A 13,184-nucleotide genomic window follows, 5' to 3' on the forward strand; every position below is an offset into this window, starting at 1 on the left:
GTATCGTGAGCCAGCCTTTTCAGTAGCATTATTTAAATGGTAACAATTGGCTGGTAAAAGACGAGTTACATAACGTAATCAATGCCTTCGATACAAAAGGCAATCATACAGTTCTAACCCACAACAGGAGGTTGTTTTATGCGTAGACGTAAAATGCAGTCAAAACGCCTTAATAAAACCGTTGCGGCAAACCGCCGTAAAAGAATGCTCAGCAATAACAAGAAGAAAGTCATTGCCCGTCATCGAGCTTTTATGCAGCTAATTTGTGCATAACCCAGTTGGCAAACACCTTGAATCAGGTGTTTGCTGAAAACCCTACCCTTCTGAACGCTTCATCTGTTTTTGCGCTTTTTTCTCTTTACGGCGACGTTTAAAGAACGCCTGAAGCTGGCCTCGACACTCTTCTTCCATCAGCCCTTGTTCAATATCGGCATAGTGATACGCCGCCTGATGTTCAAACAAGTTGAGTACTGTTCCTGCCGCTCCCGCTTTTAGATCAGGGGCACCATAAACAATGCGTTTCACTCGGCTGTGGAGTAACGCCCCCGCGCACATAGGGCATGGCTCTAGCGTGACGTATAACGTTGTATCCAACAGTCGGTAATTTTCCAGCACTTGGCCTGCTTTGCGCAATACCTGCATTTCAGCATGAGCCGTCGCATCATGATGACCAATTGACTGATTCCAACCTTCAGCTACGATCTCACCATCTTTCACTAATACAGCACCAACAGGAACTTCTCCCTCAGCTTCGGCCTGAGCAGCCAGCTCCATAGCACGGCGCATGAAAAACTCGTCTTGAGGGGTAAATTGAGATTCTGACAAAGAAAACTCCGGTTGTATGAGTAAACGACTAGAGGTAGCAAATTCTACCCGCATGAACGCGGAAGTGAAAGCAGGACGCAGAGCACCTCACACAAACTGACCTTCCCAGCACTAAAAAAGAAAGCGCCAGTCTTTCGACCAGCGCTTCTAAAACCCTAATACCTAAATAGTTGGTGTTGCGCAGTTAACAACTGCTACAGCGCCAAATATGACGGTATTTACATTGTGTATGTGTATGGCGCTTGGATACCTAGAGGAATGCCTAACATCCAGTAAGCCACTAGGAAGATGGACCAGCCGATTAGCATTGCAATTGAGAATGGCATCATTAGTGACGCTAGCGTACCGATACCAGTCGACTTCACGTAACGCTGACAGTAAACCACAACCAGTGGGAAGAACACCATCAGAGGTGAAATGATGTTCGATACCGAGTCACCTACACGGTAAGCAGCTTGAGATAGCTCAGGAGAAATCCCCACCGCCATTAGCATAGGTACCAGAATCGGACCAATCAGTGCCCATTTCGCTGAAGCAGAACCGATCAGAAGGTTCACTGACGCTGTTAGCAGAATCATACCAATGATGGTCGCTTCACCTGATAAGTTCATTGCTTTCAAACCTTCTGCACCGTATAGCGCAAGCATAGTACCGATGTTTGATTGCGCGAATGCAGATAGGAACTGCGCACAGAAGAACGACATTACGATGTATGCACCCATGGTCGACATGGTGTCCGCCATCGCTTTGATGATGTCGTTACTGGTCTTGAACGTACCAGAAACTCGACCGTACACGTAACCTGGGATAATGAACAAGATGAAGATCAACGGAACGATAGACTTCATGATTGGCGCAGAGAACGCGGTAATCTCGCCTTCCGGTGAACGCAGTGCAGAATTTTCAGGAAGAATCGCCGCCACAAGAAGGGCAATACCCGCCATCATCGCCCAACCCGCGTAACGGAACGCTTTCGACTCAAGCTCAGTGAACGAGCCAAGATCCGGTGCTTTTTCTGCGTCTTCGTCGATTGGAGTGCTCTTTAGGCGTGGTTCAATGATTTTCTCTGTCACGTACCAACCGATAGCCACGATGATCACCGAAGAAATACCGGTAAAGAAGATGTTCGCTAATGGGTTAACCACGTACTCAGGATCGAGAACTTGCGCCGCAGTTTGCGTGAAGCCAGCTAATAGCGGGTCGATACCTGAAGGGATAAAGTTTGCTGAGAAACCACCTGATACACCTGCAAACGCTGCCGCAATACCCGCAAGAGGGTGACGGCCTGCCGCGTGGAAGATGATACCACCAAGAGGGATAACCAGAACGTAGCCTGCATCGGCCGCAGTGTGCGATACGATAGCGACAAGAATGAGCATTGGCGTCAGAAGCTTCGCTGGCGTGAAGTTCAGCATCTTCTTAAGACCGGTTGTGATGAAGCCCGAAGAATCAGCCACACCTACACCCAACATCGCGACAAGAACAATACCCAGAGGTGCAAAACCAGTAAAGGTGGTCACCATGTTGGCTAAGAAGCTTGCTAAGGATTCGCCAGTTAAAAGGTTGTTGATTGCAAGTGCTTCGCCCGAACGAGGGTTAACCAAATCAAAACTGACATTTGAGAGCAATGCCGATGCTGCCCATGTAATGATCAGTGCCCAAAAGAACAGAATGGCCGGATCCGGGATTTTATTACCGACTCGTTCGATAAAATTAAGAAAGCGATCCATGCCATTTGGCTTAGACGATGGCGCTTTGTTTACTGCTTGGTTACTCATGGTAACTCCATATGTGATGTTGTTGCCTTAGGCCTGTAATAATTGTAGTAACGACCTATTTTTCAACTACACATTTTATTAAATCACCCTTTCAAAAGCACAAGATTCCAGAAGTTTTTCCATATTTGGAGACATATTTTGCAAAATTGCCATCACCACGCAACAAAGTACAAACATTAGCCACCCATAGAATGAAACAGATTTGAAACCATTTTGAAAAATATAGAGAACACTTTTAAGTAAAATATCAATAATTCATTTTGAATATAAAATAGCCTACATACTAAATTCATTGAATTTAGAAACTGATGTCATCAGCTCAATGGATTGATGTTTTCCATGACGATCGAGCCAACACACCTCCACGGTAATGTACTTAACTTCAACCCCATTTTGTAACGAGGAGCGAGCCTCGCATCGTGTCTGGAAATACTCAGCGGATGATGGCTGACACTGAGTTTGTGAATAACAGGCTTCTTGTTCTATATCGGTGAATTGATAACTTTCCCCCTTCACCGTTGATCCATGCGCGGTGAACTGCTCAAGCTGAGATTCTGCCAAATAGAGCGCTTCAATAGCCCGTTCAGCCCTATCGGATTTCATTTCAACATAGGTATGTAATTTGACTAAACCAACAGCACTGCCGCTGACAAGCAAGAGAGCCAATAGCACCTCAAACAAGCTGACACCTTTCTGGTTAGAAATCATGCCAACTACCATTGCTCCATTTGACCTTATGAAAATGTCGAGCAGCCGAGGCCGTGACATCTTTATTGAACTGCATGTATAGATCATTGTTGATCAAGGCATAGCTATCAGGAGCATCCAACACTAAACCACCCAACGGATAAACTTTACCACTCTGAAAATAACTCACTTTTTGTTGCTCTACTGTGTTCAGCAAAGCATGCTCGTTCAAAGATGCAATCAATGCCGAAAGCAATGGATTATTGTCTGATAGTCCCCAATCAACAAAACCAGCAGACGGGCTCTCAGAAACAAAGTGATAAATCATGGCCTTCAATGCTTGGTTTCCTGAAATAGAAGCTATGCCATTGTGGAGCACCAGTATCAAGCCTCCATTCAAATGAGTATCAATGGCAAGGTTTATGGATTGCAGGTCATCTGGGTTAAGTTCACAGCTGCCGTATACCCAAATAAGCTCATGATATGCTTTGATAAGATTTGTAATCTGCTGGCCGCAATTTTCTATGTACTGCGCACTGGGTAACTCACTCGGTAAACGTGGCATGACACTTTTAAGCTCTTCTGGTACATAACCGAACAAGCTAGTGTCTGACATAACCTCAAACCAATGGCTACGTGGCACATTAAAAACTTCCTGAAATACATCAAGTTGCTCCACATGCTCGAAGTCTTTGTGAGTTAAAGAGAGCTGCCAACTGAAATCGGTGTAGTGAGTTTGGTTACATTGGTGTGAGTCGGCTCCATGACTCTCAGGAAAATAACGCGAGATATCGGTTGCTTGATACGGATGCGTGGTGTCGTAGCTATGCGCATAGAAAATATTCTGATAGCGAGCCGAGGTGCACGCCCAGCGGAACTCGCTAACGCGTTGATTCACGCGCGGCGCTATGTTGAGCCCACCATTGACCAATAAGTGAGAGATTGCGGTGATTGGGCTTTTGATTTGAAGTTCGGGCAGAAGAAACGCTTTGCTTAAGGTTAAGAAGCCACTGGTTGCACGAACAATATGTGGTGTTCCAGTTTCGATATCAAGCGCATCTAAACTCAGTTGCTGCTGACAGTCACTCAGCTCTTCTGGTATGGCTTGTTTTCCAACAACAGAGGAAATCGCACACTCCAACCCACCTTCTGCACGCCAATGTGCACGGCGACTTTCCACTTCATTTTGACTGCGTTTAATTTGGTAGAATAAGGCTTTATAACTGCCCATGACAATCATGAGCACGCCAGCTAGCAAAAGGCTGGTGATTAAAAGAGTTGCTGCGCCTCGTTGAAATACCATGTCACCAGTTCCTCTGTTTAATGGAAAAGGTGAGCGTCTTCGATACCTCTGGGGCAAAGCGTAAATGGGTACTGAGTTCAACATTGAGTAGTGAAGAAGTATGGGTAGCACCGGTTAAAGGCACGGAATCCAGTGCAAATTCGGTCACAGCAATACGATTGCTATCGAACACTGTGTTACAGGTATTACCAAAATGTGTGGTGAAGTTTTCTGCTTCTAAAGCCGACATAGCTCTTGGTAGCTTCTTCTCACACACTCTCAAAACCTCTTTTGACTCGCTCTGCCGCAGGTAAACTACATTCGTATATGCTGTTTCAGCTCTTAAGCGGCCTGACAGGTAGGCATACGCGAGTAGTGTATATTGCTCACTATGTTTGACATAGTAAGTCTCTGCTGCGCCAGATAAGCGAACGCTTTCACCCAGCACGCCACCATAACCCGCTCGATACAAATCTAATTTCATCATTTGCAGAACACTGTTCGTGCTTTGCAGCAACATTAGCTCTTTAGCGCGGGCAGCGGAGAGGCGTTGGCTGTGGAGAAGCATACTCACGGCTATGGAGATGACCATGAGAGAAATCGAAGTAGAAACAAGAAGCTCAATTAGGCTAGACCCCGATTGTCCTCTCCTTAACATGGCTGATAACCAAGAGTAATGCCCGAAGGCGCACACACTCGTACAATGGCTGAGCGAAAGTGAGTTCTGAGCTCGAGAACCGTTTCCGAAGATAACTTAGGGTAAAATGTAAACCGCCCGCTTTTGGGTCGTCCATGTGTGGCATCAAAACTAATTTGATTTGAGCTGTAAGTCGTCGCCAGTTCGATGCCGGAAAACGGCTCGCCAGATAAGAGCATTAAAACTAAACCATTGTCCTCATCTTCACTATCCGTCAAATTCAACGCCCAAGAATCACCTGACCTCTTGAGATGTATCCATAGAGGCTGCCGGCGCAAGATCGCTTGAGACTTTGCCATTAAGACAAAGCCATTCAATTCTTTAGCGAGCCTCATCATCTTAGTGGTATCAGACACTGAACTAAAATTAGGAACCGCCCATACCAGTAACAAACTCATCACAGACAGAGTGACAACGGACTCGAGTAACGTAAAGCCACGAGGCATTTCCCAAATCCCTATGTAACTGCTAACCATACTTGGCTTGATGTTAGCAGCGCATAACAATAGTTCAGGATTGAATACTAGGAGAGCTCGAAGTGATTGGCGTAAATAGCTGCAAACGGAGTAAGAAAAGTTTAATTGGGATGACGTTACTCGAATTACTGATCGTTGTTACCCTGATTGGTATCCTGGCGATGTTCGCCTATCCAAGCTATTTGGAGCAGGTACGGAAGTCCCACCGCATCACCGCTATCACCGACCTCGCCCGCATCCAACTCGAATTAGAATCAAGCTATAACGGCCAATATGATTGGCATAAGGTAATATCGAGTGGGGAATGTACAGTATGTATTTCCGACCAAAATCGCTTTGTGTTTAGCGCGACCAGTAACGCCAGTGCGGCTTACATTATCAAAGCGACTGCGCAAGCAAACAGTCAGCAGAACTTAGACTCTTGCTTACAAGAACACGGTGTTGATTACCTCAGCCTTGATGCTACTAATAAAGCGTTTCCTCTTAGCTGCTGGCAATAAAAAAGCCTGCTTAACGCAGGCTTTGTTTAGAATTTGTTTTTTAGCTAGTCAGGTCATCGAAGAACTTCTTCACGCCATTGAAAAAGCCTTCAGCTTTTGGCTTGTGCTTTGTTGCTGCTTCACCACCGCAAGACTCTTCAAACTCTTTCAACAGATCTTTCTGACGAGTACTCAGATTTACCGGAGTTTCTACAACCAGCTTAACGATAAGGTCGCCAACACCACCACCGCGAACACCCTTCACGCCTTTACCACGCATGCGGAACATACGACCCGTTTGAGTTTCGGTTGGTACTTTCAGGTTCACGCGACCATCCAGTGTTGGTACTTCAACTTCACCACCCAGTGCCGCCATTGCAAAGCTGACAGGCACTTCACAGTAAAGGTTGTTGCCATCACGCTCGAAGATGTGGTGCTCTTTGACGTGGACTTGTACATACAAATCACCCGCTGGAGCGCCCATTTCTCCCGCTTCACCTTCACCAGAAAGACGAATACGATCGCCAGTATCAACACCAGCAGGAATCTTAACGTTAAGCGTTTTCGTCTTCTGTTTACGGCCTTGACCATGACATGAGTTACAAGGGTCTTTGATGATCTTGCCTTTACCATGACAGGTAGGACAGGTTTGCTGAACAGCAAAGAAGCCTTGGCGCATCTGAACCTGACCGTGACCGTGACAGGTGCCACACGTTTCAGGAGACGAGCCTTTCTTCGCACCGCTACCATCACAAATATCACAGTTCACAAGCGTTGGAACTTCGATTTCTTTTGAAACACCACGGACGGCTTCTTCTAACGACAGTTCCATGTTGTAGCGCAGGTCTGCACCGCGTTGCGCGCGCTGCTGACCACCACCACGTCGGCCACCGCCAAAGATATCACCAAACACGTCACCAAAAATGTCACCGAAATCAGCACCAGCACCGCCGCCAAAGCCACCACCGCCCATGCCGCCTTGTTCGAAGGCTGCGTGACCGTATTGGTCGTAGGCTGCTTTTTTCTGAGGATCCAGTAGGATTTCGTACGCTTCTTTTACTTCTTTAAACTTCTCTGCAGCAGACTCATCACCCTGGTTGCGGTCTGGGTGGAATTTCATTGCAAGGCGCTTGTACGCCTTTTTAATATCACGTTCTGATGCATCTCGGCTTACGCCTAATACTTCGTAAAAATCACGTTTTGACATGTTCTTCGTCACCAATTTATTACTGCAAACGACCGATTGTCGCTTGGTGTTTGTATCGTTCTAGATAAAGGCTTTGTGCAAAAGTGCTTATCTGGAAAGACAGCGTATTTACAAACAGGCGGGCGTGTGAGTTACCTCAAACGCCCGCATATTACTTTAAGTTAAGTCAGAGTCGAGAATTATTTTTTCTCGTCTTTAACTTCTTCAAACTCAGCGTCAACAACGTCTTCTTCTTGCTTAGGCTGTTCACCAGCTTCTGCTCCTGCTTGTTGAGCTTGAGCTTGCTGCTGAGCGATTTCCATTAGCTTTTGAGCCGCTGCCATTAGCGCTTGAACTTTCGCGTCGATAGCTTCTTTATCTTCGCCACCTTTCACTTCTTCAAGTTCAGTAATTGCAGCTTCGATCTTCTCTTTCTCTTCAGCTGGAAGTGCGTCACCTGCTTCTTCCACTTGCTTACGAGTACCGTGAATCATTTGGTCAGCTTGGTTACGTGCAGTAGCTAGCTCTTCGAACTTCTTGTCCGCTTCTTTGTTAGCTTCTGCTTCTTGTACCATTTTCTCGATATCTTCGTCGCTTAGACCGCCAGAAGCTTGGATAGTGATCTTCTGCTCTTTACCAGTCGACTTATCTTTCGCAGATACGTGTAGGATACCATCCGCATCTAAGTCGAAAGTTACTTCGATTTGAGGCATACCACGTGGTGCTGGCTGAATACCTTCTAGGTTGAATTGACCTAGAGACTTGTTGTACATCGCCTGCTTACGCTCACCTTGAAGAACGTGAATCGTTACCGCATTCTGGTTGTCTTCTGCTGTAGAGAAAACTTGGTTCGCTTTCGTTGGGATAGTGGTGTTCTTCTCAACTAGCTTAGTCATTACGCCGCCCATAGTCTCGATACCTAGAGACAGAGGAGTAACGTCTAGTAGAAGTACGTCTTTCACATCACCAGCAAGTACACCACCTTGAACTGCAGCACCCATTGCTACTGCTTCGTCAGGGTTCACGTCTTTACGAGCTTCTTTACCGAAGAACTCAGCCACTTTCTCTTGAACCATAGGCATACGAGTCTGACCACCTACTAGGATAACGTCAGTGATGTCGCCTACAGATAGGTCTGCGTCAGCTAGAGCAACTTTTAGAGGCTCAAGAGAACGTTGTACTAGGTCTTCAACTAGAGATTCTAGCTTCGCACGAGTCACTTTAACGTTCATGTGCTTAGGACCAGTCGCATCTGCAGTCACGTAAGGTAGGTTTACGTCTGTTTGAGAAGTAGAAGAAAGCTCAATTTTCGCTTTTTCTGCTGCTTCTTTAACACGCTGCATTGCTAGAGGATCGTTCTTAAGATCGATACCTTGCTCTTTCTTGAACTCTTCAACTAGGTAGTTGATCATGCGGTTATCGAAGTCTTCACCACCTAAGTGAGTGTCACCGTTAGTTGCTAGTACTTCGAACGTTTTTTCGCCTTCAACTTCATCAATCTCGATGATAGAGATATCGAATGTACCACCACCAAGGTCGTATACAGCGATAGTGCGGTCACCACCTTGCTTGTCTAGACCGTATGCTAGAGCAGCAGCTGTTGGTTCGTTGATGATACGTTTAACTTCTAGACCTGCGATACGGCCAGCATCTTTAGTTGCTTGACGCTGAGCATCGTTAAAGTAAGCAGGTACTGTGATAACTGCACCAGTTACTTCCTCACCAAGGAAATCTTCTGCAGTTTTCTTCATTTTCTTTAGGATTTCAGCAGAAACCTGAGGAGCCGCCATTTTCTGGCCTTGTGCTTCAACCCAAGCATCACCGTTGTCTGCCTTAACAATTTTGTAAGGCATGATTTCGATGTCACGCTGTACTTCTTCGTCCTCGAAACGACGACCAATAAGACGCTTAATTGCAAATAGCGTGTTTGTTGGGTTAGTAACTGCTTGACGTTTTGCAGGTTGACCTACTAGCGTTTCACCGTCTGTGTAACCAATTACCGATGCAGTGGTGCGCTCACCCTCTGCGTTTTCAATTACACGTGGTTTGTCACCGTCTAGAACAGCAACACAAGAGTTAGTAGTACCTAAGTCAATACCAATGATTTTACCCATCAGGCTATCTCCGAATAAATTCTATTTTCGTTTTGCTATATCCCCTATGTGGGGATGGAGAATAGGGTTTCAACCCTTACTCACAAACTAAAATAATTTTGTTTGCTTCACTTATGCCCAATAGATAAGGGCTGTAAATGGCTTTTCAAGGGAAGAAGTGAAAAAAAGTGAAAAAAGATTTGAGGATAAGCGAATAGACCGGATTTCAAAGTCATGCATTCACTAAATGGGACCCCGAAACTTACATCTTCATTCCCTAGAATGATAATGCTCGAAACCCGATTCATGTCACTACGGCATGCTAGGAACAAAAAGCGAGGCACTTGGCCTCGCTTTCAAATTCCGACACTTTAAAGATTAAGCATTCGCTTGTGCAGGTTGTGCTTCAACTTCAGCTTCGTCTTTACCGATTTCACCCTCTGTTTTAGCAACAATAGTGTTTACAGCTGTGTCGCCCACTACGTTAGAAGATGTACAGAACATATCGTTGATACGGTCAACTGCGGCGATGATTGCAAGACCTTCAGGTGGTAAACCTAGTTGGTGAAGAAGAACACCAACCATAACTACACCACCACCAGGAACACCACCAGCACCAATAGATAGAAGCAGGATAGTTAGACCTAGAGTGAAGACGTCAGCAGTGTTGATTGGCTGACCAAATGCGTTCGCAACAAAGATAGTTGCCAGTGCGATGTAGATCGATACACCAGACATGTTCATTGTTGCACCAAGTGGTACACCGAAACCTGCCACTGATTTAGAAACTTGAAGTTTCTCAGTCAGAGTGCGCATAGTTACTGGAATAGTCGCGTTAGAGCTAGCTGTAGATAGAGAGAACAGGATCTGTTCACGAGTTGCACGCAGGAACGTCTTTGGTGAAGTACCTGTCGCGATACCTACTGCCATTGGGTAGAAGATGAAGATCCAGAACACTAGCATTGCGACAACAAGTGCTACGTAGCCGGCTACAGACATTAGCGTGTTCGCGTCTAGCGTTGCACCTAATTGAATCATTAGAGCGAATACACCGTATGGCGCTAGGCTCATAACTAGACCAACTAGCTTCATCATGATTTCGTTAGCCATCTTGAACGTACGGATCGCAGGGCCACCGCGTGAGTCAAGTGCTTGAATAGCAAGACCAGTTAGGATTGCCATGAAGATGATTTGCAGCATGTCGCCGTTAGCAAATGCCTGAACAGGGTTGCTCGGTACGATGTTAACGACCAGTGAGAAAATGTCAGGTGTTTCAGTCGTCGTCAGCTTAACCGTTTCTGAAATTGTACCCGCTAGATTCGCGTCTGCACCCGGTTGGAAAATAAGACCAACAGTCAGTGCCGCAGTAATCGCGATGATGGTGTTAAAGATGTATAGGGCAAAAGTTTTACCACCAAGACGACCAAACGCAGTGATGTCTTTTAGGTCCACAATACCGCACACGATAGAAACGTATACTAGTGGAACAACAAGAAGTTTGATCAGGGATACGAACATACCACCAGCACCTTCTGCGGCACCCAGTAGGTAAGTGTCAAAGATAGCAATTCCGCTAAACAGGTACTGAATCGCAGTACCAATCAGTAGGCCAGCGAACAAGCCTACAAATATCTTGCTTGAAAGCGATTTATCCATCATTCATCTCCAGAATGTTGTGTTTGTATTTTATGATTTTATAGTTTATTCCGCCGAGTTTTACGGCAGAGTTCGCACATAATACACACAAAAGTTACAAAATAAAGTATTTGTTTACGATAATGTTACATATTTCTAATCGGAAATTAATTTTCGTATAAACTTTAACCCAAGAATAATTCACTAGATCAATGTGTTAATTTGGCCATTCTGAGAGCTCTGACGAGATCAAAAAAAGAGAGGCTAAAGCCTCTCTTTTTTAAGTTTAATCAGTTTGGATTAAGCAGTTATTTTGCTACCATCACCATGGCAGGACGAATAACACGACCATTCAGCTCGTAGCCTTTCTGCATAACAAACATCACAGTGTTTGACTCATGATCTGGGCTTTCTTGAATAGACATCGCCTGATGCATTTCAGGGTTGAACGCTTCACCTTCTGGGTTAATTTCCTTCAGGCCAAATTTCGCAACAGCATCAACAAACGTTTTATGCGTCAGCTCTACACCTTCAACAATTGGCTTCACCGCTTCGTTGTCTGTATCCGCAGCCTGGATCGCTCGCTCTAGGTTGTCGATAACAGGTAGTAGCTCTTCCGCAAACTTGTTCAATGCGTATTTACGAGCTTTGTCAATTTCCGTCTCGGTACGACGGCGCATGTTTTCAACTTCCGCCTTAGCACGCAGAACAGAATCTTGCTGCTCTTTGACTTTAGCTTCACTTGAAAGAAGTGCTGCTTCAAGCTGAGCAATCTTAGACTCTTGTTCGTCTTGTTCAGTTGCTTCGTTCCATTCGATATCAGCGTCAGTACCTACAACTTCTGCTTCAACTTCTTGCGCAGTGTCTTGCTGCTGTAGCTCTTCTTCTTTGATCTTGTTTTCTTCGTTGCTCATGATATCTCCAGAATTCAATTCCATCTGTATCTAAACCGTCACGTTTATCGCGTTTAGATACATAAAAATTCGCATAAATAGCTAACTTGCCATTATTATGGGGATGAAGATTGTCGAATCAAGCCTATTTAGTGCGGAAAACCTATGAAAAAGCCTTTTGAAGTGATCGCCATCATTGGTAAACCCCGAGATCAGCAAGCCATTCAGACTCATAGAGAGCTTTATATCTGGCTTCAATCGGAAGGGTATCAGGTTTTTATTGACGACAGACTGGCTGAAATTCTAGACGACGTACCAAGTGAACATTTTGCGAGCCTGATTCAGTTAGGCAAAGCCGCCGATCTCGCCATTGTCGTTGGCGGGGATGGCAATATGCTTGGTGCCGCAAGAGTCCTGTCTCGATTTAATATTTCGGTTATCGGTGTCAACCGAGGCAATCTTGGCTTTCTCACCGATCTCAATCCAGAAGATTTTCAGTCGGCGCTGAAGAAAGTCCTCGCAGGTGAGTTCATCGAAGAAGAGCGCTTTTTACTGGAAGCGGAAGTCCATCGCCACGGTCAGATAAAAAGCCACAACGCTGCATTGAATGAAGCGGTGCTACACCCAGGCCAAGTTGCCCATATGATCGAGTTTGAGGTGTATATAGATGAAAGTTTTGCCTTTTCACTACGAGCGGATGGGCTGATCGTTTCAACTCCAACAGGCTCAACAGCCTATTCATTGTCCGGTGGCGGCCCGATTCTGTCACCGAGCCTTAATGCAATTTCGCTCGTTCCTATGTTCCCCCATACATTATCGAGCCGCCCGTTGGTTGTTGATAGTAAGCGTCGTATCAAATTGGTTGTTTCACCGGATAACCGTGGCACCCAAGAAGTGGGTTGTGATGGACAAGTTTCTTTACCTGTCTCACCGGGTGACGAAATCCACATCTACCAGAGCCCTAATGTTCTTAAGCTCATTCATCCTAAAGACTACAGCTACTATCATGTATTGCGGAACAAACTAGGCTGGTCGAGCAAATTGTTCTAATTGAGAAAAGTTTTAAGGGTTGACGAAAAGCGTCAGCCCTTTTTGTTTAAAGCCTTCGTAACGCAACGGCTCCCACTCAACAATCACACCAGCAAAGCACACT

The 13,184-nt window shown here is 45.5% G+C and carries 13 protein-coding genes; 3 read left to right on the plus strand and 10 right to left on the minus strand.

The features are described from left to right. Positions 1–138: 138 nt before the first annotated feature. The gene (locus tag F0265_RS24680; protein ID WP_006959616.1) at positions 139–273 is read left to right on the plus strand and encodes a hypothetical protein; all 135 of its coding nucleotides are present in this window, start codon (positions 139–141) and stop codon (positions 271–273) included. Between the two features lie 42 nt (positions 274–315). On the opposite strand, the gene tadA is transcribed toward F0265_RS24680, so the two are convergent. From tadA to F0265_RS09810, 6 genes are all read right to left on the minus strand, one after another. Further along, positions 316–825, minus strand: coding sequence for a tRNA adenosine(34) deaminase TadA (tadA, locus tag F0265_RS09785; RefSeq protein ID WP_171748697.1), 510 nt, complete (start codon positions 823–825; stop codon positions 316–318). 218 nt (positions 826–1,043) lie between these two features. Then, positions 1,044–2,603, minus strand: a complete 1,560-nt coding sequence (locus tag F0265_RS09790; RefSeq protein ID WP_171748698.1) for an AbgT family transporter — start codon at positions 2,601–2,603, stop codon at positions 1,044–1,046. A 276-nt stretch (positions 2,604–2,879) separates the two neighbouring features. Continuing rightward, positions 2,880–3,311, minus strand: coding sequence for a typIV pilin (locus F0265_RS09795; RefSeq protein WP_171748699.1), 432 nt, complete (start codon positions 3,309–3,311; stop codon positions 2,880–2,882). Further along, a complete protein-coding gene (locus F0265_RS09800; RefSeq protein ID WP_171748700.1) occupies positions 3,301–4,593 on the minus strand; it encodes a hypothetical protein in 1,293 nt (430 codons plus the stop codon). The genes F0265_RS09795 and F0265_RS09800 overlap by 11 nt, the downstream gene beginning before the upstream one ends. Before the next feature lies 1 nt (position 4,594). Further along, positions 4,595–5,140 (minus strand): pilus assembly protein PilW, encoded by a 546-nt coding sequence (locus tag F0265_RS09805; RefSeq protein ID WP_253809387.1) that lies wholly within the window; start codon positions 5,138–5,140, stop codon positions 4,595–4,597. A gap of 83 nt (positions 5,141–5,223) precedes the next feature. Then, positions 5,224–5,715: a GspH/FimT family pseudopilin gene (locus F0265_RS09810; RefSeq protein WP_171748702.1), complete on the minus strand. Its 492-nt coding sequence runs from the start codon at positions 5,713–5,715 to the stop codon at positions 5,224–5,226. A gap of 92 nt (positions 5,716–5,807) precedes the next feature. On the opposite strand from F0265_RS09810, the gene F0265_RS09815 reads away from it, so the two are divergent. Next, complete coding sequence (locus F0265_RS09815; protein ID WP_171748703.1) at positions 5,808–6,245, plus strand: type IV pilin protein; 438 nt, start codon at positions 5,808–5,810, stop codon at positions 6,243–6,245. A 40-nt stretch (positions 6,246–6,285) separates the two neighbouring features. On the opposite strand, the gene dnaJ is transcribed toward F0265_RS09815, so the two are convergent. The 4 genes from dnaJ to grpE form a co-directional block, all read right to left on the minus strand. Beyond that, on the minus strand, positions 6,286–7,431 hold the full coding sequence (gene dnaJ, locus F0265_RS09820; RefSeq protein ID WP_095664653.1) for a molecular chaperone DnaJ: 1,146 nt from the start codon (positions 7,429–7,431) through the stop codon (positions 6,286–6,288). Between the two features lie 179 nt (positions 7,432–7,610). After that, positions 7,611–9,524 (minus strand): molecular chaperone DnaK, encoded by a 1,914-nt coding sequence (gene dnaK, locus F0265_RS09825; RefSeq protein WP_171748704.1) that lies wholly within the window; start codon positions 9,522–9,524, stop codon positions 7,611–7,613. A gap of 357 nt (positions 9,525–9,881) precedes the next feature. After that, entirely contained in the window at positions 9,882–11,159 is a 1,278-nt protein-coding gene (locus tag F0265_RS09830; protein ID WP_099609651.1) for a dicarboxylate/amino acid:cation symporter, read from the minus strand. Positions 11,160–11,446: 287 nt separating this feature from the next. Then, positions 11,447–12,052: a nucleotide exchange factor GrpE gene (gene grpE / locus F0265_RS09835; protein WP_019274186.1), complete on the minus strand. Its 606-nt coding sequence runs from the start codon at positions 12,050–12,052 to the stop codon at positions 11,447–11,449. 144 nt (positions 12,053–12,196) lie between these two features. Between grpE and nadK the strand changes: the two genes are divergently transcribed. After that, entirely contained in the window at positions 12,197–13,081 is an 885-nt protein-coding gene (nadK, locus tag F0265_RS09840) for an NAD(+) kinase (protein WP_019274185.1), read from the plus strand. Positions 13,082–13,184: the final 103 nt, after the last annotated feature.

The organism is Vibrio sp. RE88, assembly GCF_013113835.1.
GTDB lineage: Bacteria > Pseudomonadota > Gammaproteobacteria > Enterobacterales > Vibrionaceae > Vibrio.